A 17,464-nucleotide genomic window follows, 5' to 3' on the forward strand; every position below is an offset into this window, starting at 1 on the left:
TCAACGGGCGTCCGGCTGGGCCTCCGGCGCCGCCGCCTGGAAGGCGGGCAGCGCGCGGCAGACGGCGTCGATGCGCTCGAGGGTCGGATAGGGCGCAAGGTCGAGCTGCCAGCGTCTGGCGTTGTAGACCTGCGGCACCAGACAGACGTCGGCCAGGGTCGGCATGTCGCCGTGACAATGGCGGCCGGTCGCGGCGCTGCCGGCGAGCATCGCCTCCAGCGCCGCGAAACCGGTGGCGATCCAATGCCGAACCCACTCGCCGCGCTGCGTCTCGTCGGCGCCGAAGCGCGATTCCAGCGCTTTCAGGACGCGCAGATTGCCGAGCGGGTGGATGTCGCAGGCGATGGCCTGCGCGATCGCGCGCACGCGGGCACGCCCGGCGGCGTCGGCCGGCAGGAGCGGCGGCGTAGCGGGATAGGCTTCCTCGAGATATTCGATGATCGCCAGTGATTGAGTCAGTACCGCCGCCCCGTCCACCAGACACGGCACCAGACCCTGCGGATTGAGCGCGCGGTAGGCGTCCTTGTGCTGTTCGCCGCCGTCGCGCACCAGATGCACCGGCGCGTGGGTGTAGTCGAGCCCCTTGAGCGCCAGTGCAATGCGCACGCGGTAGGCCGCGCTGGACCGCCAGTAACCGTAGAGCACCCGGGGGTGTGTCATCGCCCGCTCCGCGCCGCGTGTGGGGCCACGAGCATAACCCGCCGCTCCGGCAAGGCAGGCGCGGCCGGAGCCGATCCGCAGTCGGCTGCGGTTTGCATCCCCCCGGATGCGGCAGGACAATGCGGACCGCCCCGGGCGGCCCTGCCGCCTGCTCTTCCCCCCGTTTTTCGAAGGAGTAGCCCGTGAGCATTCCCCGCATGAGCGACATCGACCTGCGCGGCAAGCGCGTGCTGATCCGCGAGGACTTGAACGTCCCGGTCGAAGACGGCCGCATCACCTCGACCCAGCGTCTGGAGGCGGCGCTGCCCACCATCCGCGCCGCCCGCGACGCCGGCGCACGGGTGATGGTGATGTCGCATCTCGGGCGCCCGAAGGAAGGCGAGTTCGACGAGGCTTCCTCGCTGGCGCCGGTGGCTTGCTGGCTGAGCGAGAAGCTGGGTCAGCCGGTGCGGCTGGTACGCGACTATCTGAACGGCGTCGAGGTCGCGCCCGGCGAGGTGGTGCTGCTGGAAAACTGCCGCATGAATGTCGGCGAGAGCAAGGACGACGAGACGCTGGCCAAAAAGTATGCCGCGCTGTGCGACGTGTTCGTCATGGACGCCTTCGGCACCGCGCATCGCGCGCAGGCCTCCACCCATGGCGTGATCAAGTACGCCCCGGTGGCGGTGGCCGGCCCGCTGCTCGCCGCCGAGCTGGACGCGCTCGGCAAGGCGCTGGAACATCCGGCGCGGCCGCTGCTGGCGATCGTCGCCGGCTCCAAGGTGTCGACCAAGCTCACCCTGCTCGAAAACCTGGTCGGCAAGGTCGATCAGCTCATCGTCGGTGGCGGCATCGCCAACACCTTCCTCGCCGCCACCGGCCACCCGGTCGGTCATTCGCTGTACGAGCCGGACCTGCTCGATGCGGCACGCAAGGTGCTGGCGCAGGCCAAGGCGCGCGGCGCCGAGATTCCGCTGCCGATCGACGTGGTGGTGGCCACGGAGTTCTCCGCCAAGGCCCCGGCCAAGGTGAAGGGCATCGACGAGGTCAAGGAGGACGAGATGATCCTGGACATTGGCCCGAAGACCGCCGAACGCTACGCGGAACTGATCGCCAAGGCCGGCACCGTGGTGTGGAACGGCCCGGTCGGCGTGTTCGAGTTCGACGCCTTCGCCAAGGGCACCGAGGCGGTGGCCCGCGCCATCGCCGCGTCCAAGGCGTTTTCCATCGCCGGCGGCGGCGACACCCTGGCGGCGGTGGACAAGTTCGGCATCGCCGACAAGCTCTCCTACATCTCGACCGGCGGCGGCGCCTTTCTCGAGTTCCTGGAAGGCAAGGAACTGCCGGCGGTGGCGGCACTCAAGGCCCGCGCCGGCGGCTGACCCACCACCAGCGGTCGATCCACAAAAAAGCCGCGGTTTTTCCGCGGCTTTTTTGCGTGTCGCCGATGAAGGCCCTCAGCCGATGACGCGCTTGACCGCGTCGACCACGTGGCCCACGGTGAAGCCGAAATACTCGAAGAGCTGCGCAGCGGGCGCCGAGGCGCCGAAGCTGGTCATGCCGATCACCTCGCCGTCGAGGCCCACGTACTTGCGCCAGTAGTCGGCGCTGGCCGCCTCCACCGCCACCCGCGCGCGGCACCAGGACGGCAGCACGCCTTCGCGGTATTCGGCCGGCTGCTCGTCGAACACTTCCGTGCACGGCATCGACACCACGCGCACCGGCACGCCCTGCTGGGCGAGCGCCTGCGCGGCCTCGGTGGCCAGCCCGACTTCCGAGCCGGTGGCGATCAGGATCGCCTTGAAGCGCGTGTCCAGCGGGTCGGACAGCACGTAGCCGCCACGCGCGATGTTGGCGATCTGCTCGGCGCTGCGCGGCTGATGCTTGAGCGTCTGGCGCGAGAACACCAGGCAGCTCGGCCGGCCCTTGCGCTCGATCGCCTGCCGCCAGGCCACCGCCGATTCCACCGCATCGCACGGCCGCCACACGCGGTTGCCCGGAATCAGCCGCAGCGAAGCCAGGTGCTCGACCGGCTGATGGGTCGGGCCGTCCTCGCCGAGGCCGATCGAGTCGTGGGTATAGACGTGCACGACCTGCGCGGGAATCAGCGCGCTCATGCGCACCGCGTTGCGCGCGTAGTCGGAGAACACCAGGAAGGTCGCGTCGTAGGGAATGAAGCCGCCGTGCCGGGCGATGCCGTTGCAGATCGCGCTCATGCCGAACTCACGCACGCCGTAGTGCGCGTAGTTGGCCTGCGCGGCATTGTCGGAAGCCAGCGGCACGCTGCCCTTCCACAGGGTGAGGTTGGAGCCGGCCAGATCGGCCGAGCCGCCGAAGAGTTCCGGCAGCAGCGGCCCGAACGCGTCGAGCGCCATCTGCGAGGCCTTGCGCGAGGCCACTTCCGGTCCCTCGGCCTGCAATTTCTCGATGTAGGCCTGCGTCTTGGCCGCCCAGTCGGCGGGCAGTTCGCCGCGCTGGCGGCGCTCGAATTCGGCGGCGAGGTCCGGATGAGCCTTGGCGTAGGCGGCGAAGCGGTTTTGCCAATCGCGCTCGACGGCGGCGCCCTTGGCGCGATGGTCCCAGGCGGCATAGATCTCGTCCGGGATCTCGAACGGCGGATACTTCCAGCCGAGTCGCTCGCGCGCGGCGGCGACCTCGTCCTTGCCGAGCGGCGCGCCGTGGCTTTCCTCCTTGCCCTGCTTGTGCGGGGCGCCGTAGCCGATCACCGTCTTGCAGCAGATCAGCGTCGGTTTTTCCTGCTGCGCGATGGCCTGCTCGATCGCCTGCTTGATCGCGTCGGCATCATGGCCGTCGACGGCGCGGATCACCTTCCAGCCGTAGGCCTCGAAGCGCGCCGGGGTGTCGTCGGTGAGCCAGCCCTTGACCTCGCCGTCGATGGAAATGCCGTTGTCATCGTAGAAGGCGACCAGCTTGCCCAGGCCCCAGGTGCCGGCCAGCGAAGCGGCCTCGTGCGAGATGCCCTCCATCATGCAGCCGTCACCCATGAACACCCAGGTGCGGTGATCGACGATGACGTGCCCCGGCCGATTGAAATGCGCGGCGAGCAGCTTCTCGGCCAGCGCGAAACCGACCGCGTTGGCAAAGCCCTGGCCGAGCGGTCCGGTGGTGGTTTCCACGCCGGGCGTTTCGCTGGCTTCCGGATGGCCGGGCGTCTTGGAATGCAGCTGGCGGAAGCGCTTGATCTCCTCGATCGGCAGGTCGTAGCCGGTCAGGTGCAGCAGCGCGTACTGCAGCATCGAGCCGTGACCGTTGGACAGCACGAAGCGGTCGCGGTCGGGCCACAGCGGGTTGCCGGGATTGAACTTGAGGTAATCGTTCCACAGCACTTCGGCGATGTCGGCCATGCCCATCGGCATGCCGGGATGACCGGACTTGGCGGCCTCCACGGCATCCATGGCCAGGGCGCGTATGGCATTGGCAAGTTCGCGGCGGGTGGGCATCGGCTGACTCCTCCAAAAAAACCTATTGTCGGCGATCGGTCTGCCGCTGTCGCCCTTAGCCTCTTGCGCGCGAACGGCAGCCGATGCAGTGCACGAGCATGCGCACCCTTGCGTGAAGCACACGCATCAAGCCCTGCGCGGACCGATGCTGACGGCTGTCTTAACTTCGGCTTAATCCTGTACTGGCCGGTATTGAAAGCCTTCAGGATCACTTCGATTTAATGGGCGCGTCCGCAACAGCGGGCCGACGCGACACGGTGCCGAACCCCCGGTCCGTGGCGCGATGCTCAAAAAGAACGATAGAGGAGTTCCCCCATGAAAAAGACGCTGTTTGCCATCGCCCTGGCGGTCGCTGGTGCGGCTGGTGCTGCTTCCGTTTGCGCGCAAGATCAGGCGCCGGTCCAGAAGGCCCGGCAGGGTTGGTATGTCGATGGCGGCCTCGGCGTGAGCTACATCGGCAAGGGCCCCTACAACGGTTCCAACTATGCCGGCAGCCTCACCGGTGGTTACCGCTGGGCGGTCAGCGATGAGCTGTCGATCGGCGCCGAACTGGGTTATGTCTATCTCGGCAAGCAGGATGCGGGGCAAAGCTATCGCGATGCCTACCATGCCAAGGGCGGCACCAGCGAGACCCGTTCGGACTTGCGTGGCGGCACGCTGGGCGCCGCGCTGCGCTGGAACTTCAGCCCCGAGTGGTACATGAACCTGCGCGCGGGTGTGTTCGATGCGCATGGCTCGGGCCTTTCCGACTCGCATGATCCGGTGCGTCGCACTTTCAACCACAACATCGGCTACTACGCGGGCCTGGGCGCCGGCTGGGACATCAACCAGCACTGGAGCGTGGGCGTGAGCTATGACTATTACCAGGTCAACCGCGACCGCAAGATGGTCAACGGCCAGTGGGATGGCACCCGCGTGCACATGGACACGCAGACGCTGACCGCCAGCGCCGAATACCGCTTCTAAAGCAGCACACGGCAAAACGCAAAGGGACGGATGCCTCGGGGCATCCGTCCCTTTTTGCTGGCGGGCTTTTTGCTGTCCAACGCCCGCTATGGTGCGGGGATTACTTGCCCGGCTGCCACTGGCCGAGCGCGGCCAGACCGTTCTCGCGCGCGCGCTGGGCCACCACTTTCTGCGCTTCGGCGTAGTTGCCGCGCATGTCCTTGGCCCACAGCTTGAGCGCGGCCTGCTGCATGGCGCGGCCGTAGGAGAACGACAGCGGCCAGGGATGCGGCCCGATGCGGTTCATCGCATTGAGATGCGCGGTGGCCTGCTCGTCGCTCTGGCCGCCGGAGAGGAACACGATGCCCGGCAGCGCGGCCGGCACGGTGCTCTTGAGCACGCGCACGGTGGCCTCGGCCACTTCCTCGACGCTGGCCTGCTCGGCCGCGTCCTTGCCCGGAATCACCATGCTGACCTTGAGGATCACGCCCTCCAGCAGCACGTTGTGCTCGTACAGCGCGTTGAACAGGCTGCGCAGCACCGCCTCGTGCACCTCGTAGCTGGTCTCGATGTCGTGGTCGCCGTCCATCAATACTTCCGGCTCGACCATCGGCACCAGGCCGGCCTCCTGGCACAGCGCCGCATAGCGCGCCAGCGCGTGGGTGTTGGCCTCGATCGCGGTCGAGCTCGGGTTCTGCTCGGAAATGCCGATCACCGCGCGCCATTTGGCGAACTGCGCGCCGAGCTTGACGTATTCGGCGAGCCGCTCGCGCAGGCCGTCCAGGCCCTCGGTCACCACATCGCCCGGAAAGCCGGCGAGCGGCACCGTGCCCTTGTCGACCTTGATGCCGGGGATGATCCCCGCCTTCTTCATGACCTCGGTGAACGGCACGCCGTCACGGGTCGACTGGCGGATGGTCTCGTCATACAGGATGGCGCCGGAGATGTGCTCGCTGAGGCCGGGCGCCGTCAGCAGGAGCTCGCGATAGGCGCGGCGGTTCTCCTCGGTGTTCTCGATGCCGACGGCCTCGAACCGCTTCTTGATGGTGTTGGTCGACTCGTCGATGGCGATGATGCCCTTGCCCGGGGCCACCAGCGCCAGCGCGACGCTTTCCAGATCTTCGATACTCATGCGCAAACTCCCTGGGGTCGGCGCGCCACGCGCGCCTGGCGGAAGCCGGCATGCCGAAGGTGGCATGCGGCCGATTCGGTGAGCCGGTCGATTATAGCCGCGCCGTCCGCGGCCGGTTTTCGCGCCGTTACGGGGTGCCGTAGCCGGTCAAGCGGCACGGCGCCATGACCTGGCGCTGACCGTCGGGACCCGGCGGCGCATTGAAAGGCACCACGTAGTACGTGCGTACCGGCTCGTTGATGCGGTTGGCAAGCGTGGGGCCGTAGCGGAAGTTCTTCACCGCGCTCAAGGCCACCTGGCCGAGATCGCCGGGCGGCACCACCTTCTCGATCTTGAGATCACGCGGCACGCCGTCGGTGCCGATGGTGTAGCTGATCGCCGCGCAGCCGGGCTTGTCGAGATTGACGCCGCTGTTGGGAATGTCCACGTCCACGCTCTGCTTGATCATCACCCAGTACTGCGGCAGATGCTCCGGATCGACCTTGCGCAGGTTCTGCGCCCAGGCGGGGGCGGCCAGCACCAGGGCCGAAAGCAGCAGGGGGCGAAATACACGCGACGCTTGCATGGCAGGTCTCCCGACGGTTCGAGGGTTGGCAAGGATGCTGCAGTGTAATCGCCCCCATCGCCGCCGACACCGTCCCGGCAAGGCTTATTTGAGGTAATCGAACAGGCTCATGCCCTGCACCTTGGCGAAGGTCTGCTGGGCCGCCTGCAGCGCGGTCGACTGCAGCATCAGCTGGCTGATCGCGCTGGCCATGTCGGTGTCTTGGACATCCGACAGGGTGCTCTTGAGGGTGAGGGTCAGGTCGGCATAGGCGTTTTTCTGATCGGCGATGCGGCTCAGCCGGCTGCCGACATCGGCCTGCACGGATTGCAGGTGGCCCTGGGCACTGTCGATGGATTCGATCTGCCGGTTGAGCAGATTGGTGCGGGCGGTATCGCTCAAGCCGTCATTGTTGAGTGCGCCGATGATGTTACTGATGGCGCTGAAGACGTCCTGCTGCTGCCCGGCCTTGATTTCCAGCGTGTCCCCTGCCGACGGCGTACCGGAGAGCTGGATCGTGAGGCCGTTGAAGGTGATGCTGCCGCCGTCGGTGTAGGTCCCGCCGATGGGGTTGCCGTTTGCATCGAGGAGGGCGTTGCCCTGTGCATCCGTCGCCGTCCACTGGCCGGAACCGTTGAAGTTGATCGAGTAGTCCGCCGCGCCCGCGGCATTGGCGGCCTGCCAGGCGGCGGCGTCGACCACGGCGCTGGCGCCGACCAGCAGCGTGCCGGTGTTGCCGGGGCCGGCAGCGACGACGAACTGTCCGTTGCCGGCCGGCAGCCGCATGAACAGGCCATCGCCCGGATCGCTGTTGGCCAGGCGCAGCCCATCACCGATGACGGTTTCCTGGGCGGCGCCGTTGCCGGCATAGCTCACCGTACCGTCGGCAGCGAGCACGAAGGGCTGGTGGGTATTGGCGGTGCCGGCGAACAGCGGGTTGCCGTTGGCGTCGGCCGTGTTGGCGAGCGAGACGAGCTGGCTGCGAATCTGCACGAGCTGGGCGGCGAGCGCGTGCCGGTCGCTCGCGGAGAGCGTGCCGTCGATGCTCTGCAGGGCCAGCGAGCGGGCCTGGTCGAGCTGGGTGTTGAAGGCGTCCAGCGTAGTGCTTTCGACCGAGAGCCGCGCCGTGGCACCATCGATGTTGGCGCTGTATTGGCCGGCACGGGCGATGGCGTGATCGAGCGCGACCACCCGCGAGGCCCCAGCGGGGTCGTCCGACGGCACGCTGATGCGCTTGCCGCTGCTCACCTGCCCCTGGGTGGCGCTGACCATGCTCTGCGTGCCGAGCATGCTGTTGAGCGACTGCTGATACATGAGGCTGGTGGAAAGACGGATCATGGCGGCGTCCCGGTGGAAGGTCAGCGGGTCTGGACCGCGCTGATCAGGCTGGTGAACAGGCTTTGCGCGGTGGCGATCACCTGGGCCGAGGCCTGGTAGGCCTGCTGGTATTTGATGAGGCTGGCCGCCTCCTCGTCCAGGTTGACGCCGGCGCCGCTTTGTTGCGCGGCCAGCGCCTGGTTGTAGAGGCTGGTCTGCGTGGTCAGGCTGCTCGCCGCCTGGCTGCCGGCATTGCCGACCTGGTTGGTGAGCGCGGCATAGGCGTCCACCACCGAAGTCTTGCCGCCATCCAGCACGCCGCCGTCGGCCAGCGCGGCCAGCGCCAGCGCGTTGTGGTTGTCGTTGAGGCCGGCGCTGTTCTTGCCGACCGTGAAGCTGTCGCCGGCGGCAGGCGTGCCGGTGAGATTGAGGCTCCAGCCGTCGAAGGTGATCGGTGAGCCGCTGGTGTAGGTGCCACCGCCAACCGGGTTACCAGAGGCGTCGGTAATGGTGTAGTTGGTGGCCGAATTGAAAGTCAGCGTGGCTCCGGCAAACAGATTGGCGTTGCCGGCGTCCGCGACCTCGATCGAACCCACCGCGCTGCCGGTGTTGGATGAAGCGGGCGTCACCGTCAATGCCGCGGCGGCGGCGATTTGGGAAGGATCGCTCATCGCCACGGCGAGCTTGCCGGCCGCCGCGCGGGTGGGGCGGATCAAAAAACTGTCGCCGCTCGCGGCCGTGCCGCTCACGTTGAAGGTGAGCCCCGCGGCCGACAGCGAGCCGTCGGGGTTGCTGCTCAAGCTGACGTTCTGTCCGTCGCTGGTGGCCAGCGTCCAGCCCGTGTCCGTGCGGGTCAGCACGTAATCGGCGCCGGTGAGCTGGCTCAGATAGCTGATCGAGGCGCCGACCGTGGCGCCCCCGGTGTTGCGGGTGGAGGCGCTCACCGCCGGAGCCGGCACGCTGAAGATCGGCGCGCCCTGCTGGCCGTTGAGATCCAGCCCCTTGGCCTGCTGGGCGTTGACGCTGCCGGCCAAGGCCAGCGCGGCGCGACCGAGGGCGTTCTGGGCCGGGTCCAGCACCTGGCTGCGATAGTCGAGCAGCGCGCCCAGGCTGCCGCCGCTCAGACGGCTGGAAATGTCGTTGCCGGCGGCATCCAGCACCACCGTGCGGCCGGCATCGTAGACGTCGGTGCCGGTCTTGAAGCCATAGGCGTAGCCGCCGTTCACCAGCACCTGGCCCGAGCTGCTGTAGATGCTCAAGGTGCCGTCCGGCTGGCTGGCGGTGCTGATGCCGGTATAGCCGGCCAGCTGCTTGACCAGGCCGTCGCGCTGGTCGAGCAGGTCGTTGGGCGCGCTGGCACCGGCCTGGGCGATCTTGAGGTTGAGCGCGGCGATCTTGTCGACCGTGCCGTTGATGTCGGCGACGGTATCGCTGATCTGTCCGTTGAGCTGGCTGCGCTGCTGGTCGAACTGCCCGCTCAGGGTGTTGAATACCTGGGTCACCGCGGCCGCTTCGCCGAGCAGCGACTGGCGCGCGCCGGCATCGCCGGGCGCGTTGGCGACGGTGCTGAAGCCAGCGTAGAAATCGTCCAGCGCGCCTTGTAGATCGCCGCTGCCGGAGAAGACCCCGTTCAGGGTGGAGGCGAGCGCATTGGCGGTGGTGGCGTTCTGCAGGCCGCTATTGGCGTTCCACAGCGCCGTGGTCAGGTACTGGCTGTAGGCGCGCTGCACCGCGACCACGTCCACGCCGCTGCCGACGGTATAGCGGCCGGCATACTGGCCGGGCCGTTCCACCTGGATCGTGCTTTGGCGGCTGTAGCCGTCGGTGCCGGCGTTGGAAATGTTGTTGGCGACCGTCTTCAAGCCCAGTTGCGCGGCATTGAGGCCGGAGGTGCCGATGCTGAACAGGCTGGACATGGGCGGTTTCCGAGGCTAACGATCAATCAGTCGGCAGTTGGCCGGCATCCTTGAGCGAAGCCAGCGCATCGCGCATGACCTCACTGTCGGCGATGGCGGCGATCTTGCGCGCATAGGCGGGGTCGGTGGCGTAGCCGCCAGCGACCAGCGCACGGGCGAAACCGTGGACGTCGTCGCCGTGACCCTGCGCCTTGGCATAGCGCGGGTTGGAGGCGAGCAGTTCGGCATAGTCGGCAAACGCCTGCGCCGGCGAATCGTAGGCGCGGAACTGCGCGCGTTTGCGCACCGCCACGCCGTCCTCGTATTCCACCGTCGGCACGCTGACCTTGCGGCCGTCCCAGTTGCCGCCGGCCTTGATGCCGAACAGGTTGAAGCTGGTCGAGCCGTCCGCCGCGCGCGGCATGTGCCGGCCCCACTGGGTCTCCAGCGCGGCCTGGGCGAGCACGGTGCGCACCGACAGGCCGAGCCTCTTCGCCGCCGCCTGTGCATAGGGCGCGAGCGCGTGGACGAATTCGCGGGCATCCTGCGGTAACCATTTCATCGCGCTGCGGCCGACTTCGCGGCCGCTTTCGATCACCGCCGCCAGCCGGCGCTGGAACTCGTCCGCATTGGCCGGCAGCGCGGCCGGATCGCCGAGATCGCCCTCGTCCGCCGCGCCGCCGCCGGTGCCGCCGCTCGCATCCACCGCAGCGGCCTGCTGCAGCTTGCCGCCGAGCTGGCGCACCAGCATGTCGGCAATGCCCAGCCCCTTGCCGGTGCCGGACAGGCTGAGCGCCAGCTGCTGGTCGAAGACATCGCGCCAGGCCTGGCCGGCCTGGCTGTCGCCGAGCGCCTCGCCCAGGCTGGCATTGGCCTCGCGCATCGACTTCAGCATCATCTGGGTGAAGATCGACTCGAACTGCCGCGCCACCGCCGGCAGCGCCGACGCACCGTCGCTGCGGGCGGCGCTGCGCAGGGCATCGAACCCGGAGAGCTGCGTCCAGGTGCCGACGTTCTGCAAGGCGCTGTCGAGCGGCGTGGCCATGGCGTTCAGATCACCACCAGCTCCGCATGCAGCGCGCCGGCCTGCTTGAGCGCCTGCAGGATGGAGATGAGATCGCTGGGCGCGGCACCGACCTGGTTCACCGCGCGGACGATGGCGTCCAGGCTCACGCCGGGGCCGAACTTGAACATGTGGCCGCCGTTCTCGCTCACCTGCACGCTGCTGCTCGGCACCACCACGGTCTGGCCGCCACGCGAGAAGGGCGCGGGCTGGCTGACCAGGGGCTGCTCGCTGATCGAGACCTGGATCGAGCCGTGCGCCACGGCAGCGGCGGTCACCCGCACGTCCGAACCGATCACCACCGTGCCGGTGCGTGAATTGACCACCACCCGCGCCGGCGCCTCGCCGGGGGTGACGTCCAGATCCTGGATCGCGCCCAGCCAGGCCACCTTCTGGCTGGGGTCCTGCGGCCCTCGCACGGCGATGGTGGCGCCGTCGATCGCCTGCGCGGTGCCGGCGCCGTAGGCCTGGTTGATCGCCCGCGCCACCCGCGTGGCGGTGGTGAAATCCGGCGCGTTGAGGTTGAGCGTGAGATCGCCGCCGCTGGAAAACGCACTCGGCACGCTGCGCTCGACGGTGGCCCCGGCCGGAATGCGGCCGCTGGCGGAAATGTTCACCTGCACGCTGGAGCCGCTCTTGCCCTGCGCGCTCACGCCACCCACCACCACGCTGCCCTGGGCGATCGCGTAGACGTTGCCGTCGGCGCCGCGCAGCGGGGTCATCAGCAGCTCGCCGCCGCGGATGCTCTTGGCGTTGCCGATCGAGGCCACGGTGACGTCGATCACCTGCCCCGGCTTGGCGAACGGCGGCAGCTCGGCGGTGACGGTGACCGCGGCGGCGTTCTTGAGCTGCGAGCGCGTGCCCGGCGGCACGGTGATGCCGAACTGCTGCAGCATGTTTTCCAGGCTCTGGGTGGTGAACGGCACCTGGGTGGTCTGGTCGCCCGAGCCGTCCAGGCCGACCACCAGCCCGTAGCCGACCAGCTGGTTGCTGCGCACGCCGCCCACCGCGGCAAGATCGCGGATCTTGTCCGCCCGCGCCGTGCCCGCGCAGACCAGACCCAGGAAAGCCAGGCCGACGGCACGCAGCCATCGCGATGGAAGTTCGGTACGCATCAGAACGGCATCCACTTGGACAGGAAGAAACGCGACAGCCAGCCCATGGTGTTGGCGTCGGCCAGGCTGCCGCGGCCGGTGTAGGAGATCTTGGCGTCGGCCACGCGGGTCGACTCGATGGTGTTGTCCGGGCCGATGTCCTGCGGACGCACGATGCCGGCGATGCGGATCAGTTCCTGGCCCTGGTTGATGGTCAGCCATTTCTCGCCCTTGACCAGCAGGCTGCCGTTGGCCAGCCGCTGCGCCACGGTGACGGTGATCGCGCCATTGAGCTGGTTGCTCTGGCTGCTCGAACCGGTGCCGTCGAAGCTGCGGTTGCCGTGGGTGGCGATGTTGGCGTCCTTGCCGCCGACCTTGAGCGTATGGCCGAGCACGGTCGGCGCGTCGAAGGCGCTCTTGTCGTCCTTGCTGGTGCTGGTGCTGGCCTTCTTGCTGGCCTGGGTGCTCTCGACCAGCACGATGGTGAGGACGTCGCCGGCGCGATGCGCGCGCGCATCGGCGAACAGCTCCATGTCCTGGGCATCGTGATAGATGGCGCCATCCGCCGGCGGCGGGGTGGCGGATGCGGGCGGCAGGGTGGGCGCCCACTGGGCGTCGTCGCGTTCGGGCTGCATGGCGCAGCCGGCGAGCGTGGCGAGCAGGAGGGCCGCGGCAAGGCGCGGCAAGGCGACGGGGGACATGGCGGTCAGGTCTTGTTGGTGATGGTCTGCAGCATCTGGTCGACGGTGGTGATCGCCTTGGAATTCATCTCGTAGGTGCGCTGGGTCTCGATCATGTTGACCATCTCCTCCACCACGTTGACGTTGGAGGACTCCAGCGCGCCCTGCAGCAGGGTGCCCATGCCGTTGATGCCGGGCTGGCCGGTCTGCGGCGTGCCGCTGGAGGCGGTCTCCAGATAAAGGTTCTGCCCCATCGGCTGCAGCCCGCCGGCATTGACGAAGTCGGCCAGCTGCAATTGGCCCACCTGCTGCGGCGTGGTGGTGCCGTTGGCGGTGATGCTGACCGTGCCGTCGCGGCCGATGGTGATGCTCTGCACGTTGGGCGGCAGGGTGATCGCCGGCTCGATGGGATAGCCGTCGGCGGTGACCAGCTGACCGTTGGAATCGGTATGCAGCGAGCCGTCGCGGGTGTAGGCGACGGTGCCATCGGGCATCGAAACCTGCAGGAAACCGCGGCCCTGGATCGCCACGTCCAGGCTGTTGCCGGTCTGGCTGACGTCGCCCTGGGTGAACAGCTTCTCGTTGCCGACCACGCGCACGCCGGTGCCGATCAGCAGCCCCGCGGGCGACTGGGTCTGCTCGGTGGTCTGCGCCCCGGGCTGGCCCTTGTTCTGGTACATGAGGTCCTGGAACTCGGGCCGCGAGATCTTGTAGCCGGTGGTGCTGGCGTTGGCCAGGTTGTTGGAGATGGCGTCCATGCGCGTCTGCTGCGCATCGAGGCCGGTCTTGGCGATCCACAGGGATGAAAACACGGCAGTCTCCGTAAAAATCGGTGAGGGATCAGCTTGCGGCGAGCAGCTTGGTGGCCGCGCCGGCGTTGTCTTCGGCGGTCTTGATCGAACGCACCTGCATCTCGTACTGGCGCGACAGACCGATCATTTCGACCAGCGCGCTCGACGGGTTGACGTTGCTGCCCTCCAGCGTCTCGGGCACCAGCTGCACGTTGGGATCGGCCTCCGCGCTGCCGCCGCCGGCCAGATGCAGCAGGCTGTCGTCGCCTTCCTGCAGCTGCGCGGGATCGGGATCGACCAGCTTGATGCGGTCGATCTGCGAGGCCGTCTCCGGCCCCTGCCCCAGCGGCACGCTGGAGATGGTGCCGTCCACGCCGATGCGGATCGTGGTGCTGTCGGGAATCGAGATCGGCCCGCCGTTGCCCAGCACCGGATTGCCGGCGGCATCGGTGAGCATGCCGTCGGCGGTGAGCTTGAGGTTGCCGGCACGGGTGTAGGCCTCGCTGCCGTCCGGCGCCTGCACGGCGATCCAGCCCGAACCGCGCACCGCCACGTCCAGCGCGTGGCCGGTGTGGTCGAGCGGGCCTTGACTGTCGTCGCGCCCCAGCCCCTGCGCCACCGCGTTGATGCGCGCGGGGCTGCCCGGCCCCAGCACCGGCACACTGGTAAACGCGCTCAGCTGGCTCTTGAAGCCGGTGGTGCTGGCGTTGGCCAGGTTGTGGCTGGCCACGTCCTGCGCCCGCAGGATCTGCGTGGCGCCGGTCATGGCAACGTAGATGGAGCGGTCCATGGCAAGCCCTCAAGGAGAAGCGCCGTGATCAGCGCGACACGGCGTTGAACAGCGAGGAGGCCAGCGTGTTGTCGGTGGCCAGCACCTGCGCGTTGGCCTGGTAGTCGCGCTGGGCCTTGATCATGTTGACCAGCTGCTCGGTGGTGTCGCTGGTGTTGGATTCCTCCAGCGAGCCGGACTGGATGCTGCCGTACTGGCCGCTGCCGGCCGTGCCCATCACCGCCGTGCCCGAATCGGTGCTGGACATCCAGCACACGTTGCCGAGCTGGCGCAGCCCCTGCAGGTTCTGGAAGTTGGCGATGGCGAGCTGGCCGATCTTGCTGCTCTGGCCGTTGGAATAATTGGCGGTGACCACGCCGGTGCTGTCGATGTCGATCGAGGCCAGTGCGCCGGCGGTGTAGCCGTCCTGGGTGATCGTGCCCGGCGTGTAGCCGGTGCCGAACTGGGTGGTCTTGGAAAAATCCAGCGTCAGCGCCTGCGATGCGGCGCCGTTGGGGTAGGTGAGCGAATTGAAGGCGCGCTTGCCGTCCGTCGGCGCGGAGAGCTTGCCGGCGCTGTCGAAAGTCAGCGTACTCGTGCCGGCATCCTGCCCATCCACCACCAGGTGCACGTCCCAGTTGCCAGGGCTGGTCTTGACGTAATAGGCGGTGGCCTGATGGGCGGTGCCCAGCGAGTCGTAGACGGTGAACGTAGTGGAGTTGTTGTAGCTCGACGCATTGGCCGCATCGAACGGCGTCACCGTCGGCACCGAGGCGTCGGCCGGCAGATTGGCGGCGATGCTCACATTGGCGGTCGCGGTGGCCGAGCTTTGCGCGGTGACGAGGTTGAGGTCGGTCAGCGTGCTGGTGTTGAAGCTGCCGCTGGCCGTGCTGTAGGGGTAGCCCTGCAGCTTGTAGCCCTCGGCATTGACCACGTTGCCGCTGCTGTCCTGATGGAAGGCGCCGGCACGGGTGTAGGCATAGCCGTTGCCGGTGTCGACCACGAAGAAACCGTTGCCGCTGATCGCCAGATCCAGGCTGTTGCCGGTGGTCTGGATGTCGCCCTGCTTGAACTGCTGGGCCACGTCGACCAGCCGGGCGCCGCCGCCCACCGCGGTCGCGCTCAGGTTGATGCCGGTGACCGCGTAGACGTCGGCGAACTCCGCCCGCGATCCCTTGAAGCCGGTGGTGTTGGCGTTGGCGATGTTGTTGGCGATGACGTTGAGGTCGGACTGCGCCGCGTTGATGCCGCTGAGTGCCTGATTGAGCGCCATGATGTCGATTCCTGTGTTTGAGTGACCGCTAGGTCAGTTGATCTGCGCGACCGCACTGAGCGGCACGCCGCCCACACCGGCCACCTCGAGGTACGTGCCGACGCTGCTGCCGCCGTAGCCGACGCCACTGACCGTGCCGGCGACGTAGGTGGACAGCGCGCTGCCGCCGCTGTCGGCGGCGAGCTGGTAACTGCCGGCGGCGACCGGCTTGCCGCTGTCGTCCAGGCCGTCCCAGCTGAACGAGGCCAGCCCGGCCGGTTGCGCACCGAGATCCAGCGTGCGCACCACCTTGCCGGTGCCGTCGCGGATCACCACCGCCACATCGCCGGCGCTGGCCACGTTGACCGCGCCGCTGGTCGGGCTGCCGGCATAGGCGAGGCTGCTAGAGGGCACCAGCACCTGGCGACCGACCAGGTTGCTCGATCCCAGCACCTGCGAGGTCTGCAGGGCGCTGGTGATCTGCCCGCCCAGGCTCTCGACGGTGCTGGCCAGCTCCTGGGTGGAGGCCAGCTGGCTGAACTGGGCGAGCTGCGAGACGAATTGCGAGTTGTCCAGCGGGTGGGTCGGATCCTGCGTCTGCAGCTGTGTGGTCAGCAGCTTCAAAAAATCGGCCTGGCTCATGCTGCCGGTCGCGGCCGCGCTGGCGACGCTGCCGGCACTGGCCGTGCTCGCCGCCGTCGCGGCCTGGGTCTGGTTCACGCTGCTCATGGTTGGGTTCCTCGCAAAAAGGCGTTACTTGCCGAGATCGAGCGTCTTCAGCATCAGCTGCTTGGCGGTATTCATGACCTCGACGTCGTTCTGGTAGGTGCGCGAGGCCGAGATCATGTTGACCAGCTCGTCGATCGGGTTGACGTTGCTGCCGTAGACATAGCCGTTGGCGTCGGCCAGCGGATTGCCCGGCTCGTAACTGCTCTTGACCGGCAGCGGGCTCTCGGTGATGCCGAGCGTGCGCACCCCGGCGCCGGCATCGGCCTCCTGCCGCGCCGCGCCCAGCGCGCGCTCGTGGAGGGTGGCGAACACCGGCTCGCGGGCACGGTAGGCGGTGGCCGGATCGCCGCTGACGCTGTCGGCGTTGGCCAGGTTGCTGGCCACCGTGTTGAGCCGCAGCGACTGCGCGGCCATGCCGCTGCCGGCGATGTCGAAGATCTTGTAGAGGCTCATGACTGGTCGGAGCTCAAGGCGGTGCGCAGCATGTGGATCTGCGCGGTGATGAAGCTCAGGCTGGCCTGGTAGTGCACGGTGTTGCCGGCGAAGGCGGCCTGTTCCACGTGCGGATCGACGGTGTTGCCGTCCATGCTGGGCTGGGTCGGCACCCGCCAGGCCGTGCGCGTCAGCGCCTCTGTGCCCGGGTCGATCTGCCCGGCGCTCGGCGTCGCCAGCGCAAGGTTCGTCGACGTTCCGCTCACGGCCTGCAGCGCCTTGCGGAAATCGACGTCGCGCGCCTTGAAGCCGGGCGTGTCGGTATTGGCCAGGTTGTTGGCCAGAAGCTCGCTGCGGCGCTGCCATATGTCCATGGCGGCGGTGTGGATGCCGAACAGGTTGTCGAGGGATGCGCCCATGGCTGATCTCCGCCCAATGGTTCTTGCCCGGACCCTCTGGCAAGTTGCGTGCCAGGCATGGGCAAAGCCTTGACGGCACTGCGTTTTCGCCGCCAGACCGCTGCCGCGGCCGCGCGATGAGACGGTTTTATGGCGCCGTCGGCGGATCGACGCCCCTCACGGCGGTCACACCGCCGGCTGCATGGCGCTGTCGACCCGTATCCGGAAAATCGGCCCGGCGCGCGCCACGCGGCACTGCAGGGCTGGCCCGGCCCCACGGCCATTGCCGTGGACTTCCCCTGGCCGACGCCCGGCTTGGCCTC

Annotated in this window: 17 protein-coding genes; 2 read left to right on the forward strand and 15 right to left on the reverse strand. The window is 68.1% G+C overall.

Features of this window, described 5'->3' with window-relative positions; translation table 11 throughout:
- Positions 1–660, reverse strand: coding sequence for a maleylacetoacetate isomerase (gene maiA, locus ALSL_RS11875; RefSeq protein ID WP_126539447.1), 660 nt, complete (start codon positions 658–660; stop codon positions 1–3).
- A gap of 182 nt (positions 661–842) precedes the next feature.
- Here maiA and ALSL_RS11880 point away from each other — a divergent pair, with 182 nt between their 5' ends.
- Positions 843–2,021: a phosphoglycerate kinase gene (locus tag ALSL_RS11880; protein WP_126539449.1), complete on the forward strand. Its 1,179-nt coding sequence runs from the start codon at positions 843–845 to the stop codon at positions 2,019–2,021.
- A gap of 75 nt (positions 2,022–2,096) precedes the next feature.
- Here the strand turns inward: ALSL_RS11880 and tkt are convergent, their stop codons facing one another.
- On the reverse strand, positions 2,097–4,100 hold the full coding sequence (gene tkt / locus ALSL_RS11885; protein WP_126539451.1) for a transketolase: 2,004 nt from the start codon (positions 4,098–4,100) through the stop codon (positions 2,097–2,099).
- 315 nt (positions 4,101–4,415) lie between these two features.
- Here tkt and ALSL_RS11890 point away from each other — a divergent pair, with 315 nt between their 5' ends.
- Positions 4,416–5,066, forward strand: a complete 651-nt coding sequence (locus ALSL_RS11890) for an outer membrane protein (protein WP_126539453.1) — start codon at positions 4,416–4,418, stop codon at positions 5,064–5,066.
- A gap of 100 nt (positions 5,067–5,166) precedes the next feature.
- Here the strand turns inward: ALSL_RS11890 and ALSL_RS11895 are convergent, their stop codons facing one another.
- The 13 genes from ALSL_RS11895 to flgB all read right to left on the reverse strand — a co-directional run bounded on the left by ALSL_RS11895 (position 5,167) and on the right by flgB (position 17,162).
- Complete coding sequence (locus ALSL_RS11895) at positions 5,167–6,177, reverse strand: class I fructose-bisphosphate aldolase (protein WP_126539455.1); 1,011 nt, start codon at positions 6,175–6,177, stop codon at positions 5,167–5,169.
- A gap of 127 nt (positions 6,178–6,304) precedes the next feature.
- Positions 6,305–6,742, reverse strand: a complete 438-nt coding sequence (locus ALSL_RS11900) for an energy transducer TonB (RefSeq protein ID WP_126539457.1) — start codon at positions 6,740–6,742, stop codon at positions 6,305–6,307.
- 84 nt (positions 6,743–6,826) lie between these two features.
- Positions 6,827–8,059, reverse strand: coding sequence for a flagellar hook-associated protein FlgL (flgL, locus tag ALSL_RS11905; protein ID WP_126539459.1), 1,233 nt, complete (start codon positions 8,057–8,059; stop codon positions 6,827–6,829).
- 20 nt (positions 8,060–8,079) lie between these two features.
- The gene (gene flgK, locus ALSL_RS11910; RefSeq protein WP_126539461.1) at positions 8,080–9,954 is read right to left on the reverse strand and encodes a flagellar hook-associated protein FlgK; all 1,875 of its coding nucleotides are present in this window, start codon (positions 9,952–9,954) and stop codon (positions 8,080–8,082) included.
- 22 nt (positions 9,955–9,976) lie between these two features.
- Entirely contained in the window at positions 9,977–10,978 is a 1,002-nt protein-coding gene (gene flgJ, locus ALSL_RS11915; RefSeq protein ID WP_126539463.1) for a flagellar assembly peptidoglycan hydrolase FlgJ, read from the reverse strand.
- Positions 10,979–10,983: 5 nt separating this feature from the next.
- Positions 10,984–12,111: a flagellar basal body P-ring protein FlgI gene (locus tag ALSL_RS11920; RefSeq protein WP_126539465.1), complete on the reverse strand. Its 1,128-nt coding sequence runs from the start codon at positions 12,109–12,111 to the stop codon at positions 10,984–10,986.
- Complete coding sequence (flgH, locus tag ALSL_RS11925; protein WP_126539467.1) at positions 12,111–12,791, reverse strand: flagellar basal body L-ring protein FlgH; 681 nt, start codon at positions 12,789–12,791, stop codon at positions 12,111–12,113. The genes ALSL_RS11920 and flgH overlap by 1 nt, the downstream gene beginning before the upstream one ends.
- Positions 12,792–12,796: 5 nt before the next feature.
- Positions 12,797–13,582: a flagellar basal-body rod protein FlgG gene (gene flgG / locus ALSL_RS11930; protein ID WP_126539469.1), complete on the reverse strand. Its 786-nt coding sequence runs from the start codon at positions 13,580–13,582 to the stop codon at positions 12,797–12,799.
- Positions 13,583–13,610: 28 nt separating this feature from the next.
- Entirely contained in the window at positions 13,611–14,351 is a 741-nt protein-coding gene (gene flgF / locus ALSL_RS11935) for a flagellar basal-body rod protein FlgF (RefSeq protein WP_126539471.1), read from the reverse strand.
- A 28-nt stretch (positions 14,352–14,379) separates the two neighbouring features.
- Positions 14,380–15,603, reverse strand: coding sequence for a flagellar hook protein FlgE (gene flgE / locus ALSL_RS11940; protein ID WP_126539473.1), 1,224 nt, complete (start codon positions 15,601–15,603; stop codon positions 14,380–14,382).
- 33 nt (positions 15,604–15,636) lie between these two features.
- Positions 15,637–16,311, reverse strand: coding sequence for a flagellar hook assembly protein FlgD (locus ALSL_RS11945; protein ID WP_126539475.1), 675 nt, complete (start codon positions 16,309–16,311; stop codon positions 15,637–15,639).
- A gap of 24 nt (positions 16,312–16,335) precedes the next feature.
- A complete protein-coding gene (gene flgC, locus ALSL_RS11950) occupies positions 16,336–16,764 on the reverse strand; it encodes a flagellar basal body rod protein FlgC (RefSeq protein ID WP_126539477.1) in 429 nt (142 codons plus the stop codon).
- The gene (flgB, locus tag ALSL_RS11955) at positions 16,761–17,162 is read right to left on the reverse strand and encodes a flagellar basal body rod protein FlgB (RefSeq protein WP_126539479.1); all 402 of its coding nucleotides are present in this window, start codon (positions 17,160–17,162) and stop codon (positions 16,761–16,763) included. Before flgB ends, flgC begins: the two co-directional genes overlap by 4 nt.
- Between the last annotated feature and the right edge of the window lie 302 nt (positions 17,163–17,464).

The sequence above is a fragment of the Aerosticca soli genome (genome assembly GCF_003967035.1).
Lineage (GTDB): Bacteria > Pseudomonadota > Gammaproteobacteria > Xanthomonadales > Rhodanobacteraceae > Aerosticca > Aerosticca soli.

Coding starts and splice junctions, on each gene's coding strand:
- flgL (WP_126539459.1), bottom strand. CDS start 8,059: ATGATCCGTCTTTCCACCAGCCTCATGTATCAGCAGTCGCTCAACAGC.
- ALSL_RS11890 (WP_126539453.1), top strand. CDS start 4,416: ATGAAAAAGACGCTGTTTGCCATCGCCCTGGCGGTCGCTGGTGCGGCT.
- ALSL_RS11900 (WP_126539457.1), bottom strand. CDS start 6,742: ATGCAAGCGTCGCGTGTATTTCGCCCCCTGCTGCTTTCGGCCCTGGTG.
- tkt (WP_126539451.1), bottom strand. CDS start 4,100: ATGCCCACCCGCCGCGAACTTGCCAATGCCATACGCGCCCTGGCCATG.
- ALSL_RS11920 (WP_126539465.1), bottom strand. CDS start 12,111: ATGCGTACCGAACTTCCATCGCGATGGCTGCGTGCCGTCGGCCTGGCT.
- ALSL_RS11895 (WP_126539455.1), bottom strand. CDS start 6,177: ATGAGTATCGAAGATCTGGAAAGCGTCGCGCTGGCGCTGGTGGCCCCG.
- flgJ (WP_126539463.1), bottom strand. CDS start 10,978: ATGGCCACGCCGCTCGACAGCGCCTTGCAGAACGTCGGCACCTGGACG.
- flgB (WP_126539479.1), bottom strand. CDS start 17,162: ATGGGCGCATCCCTCGACAACCTGTTCGGCATCCACACCGCCGCCATG.
- flgH (WP_126539467.1), bottom strand. CDS start 12,791: ATGTCCCCCGTCGCCTTGCCGCGCCTTGCCGCGGCCCTCCTGCTCGCC.
- flgF (WP_126539471.1), bottom strand. CDS start 14,351: ATGGACCGCTCCATCTACGTTGCCATGACCGGCGCCACGCAGATCCTG.
- flgE (WP_126539473.1), bottom strand. CDS start 15,603: ATGGCGCTCAATCAGGCACTCAGCGGCATCAACGCGGCGCAGTCCGAC.
- ALSL_RS11945 (WP_126539475.1), bottom strand. CDS start 16,311: ATGAGCAGCGTGAACCAGACCCAGGCCGCGACGGCGGCGAGCACGGCC.
- flgK (WP_126539461.1), bottom strand. CDS start 9,954: ATGTCCAGCCTGTTCAGCATCGGCACCTCCGGCCTCAATGCCGCGCAA.
- flgC (WP_126539477.1), bottom strand. CDS start 16,764: ATGAGCCTCTACAAGATCTTCGACATCGCCGGCAGCGGCATGGCCGCG.
- maiA (WP_126539447.1), bottom strand. CDS start 660: ATGACACACCCCCGGGTGCTCTACGGTTACTGGCGGTCCAGCGCGGCC.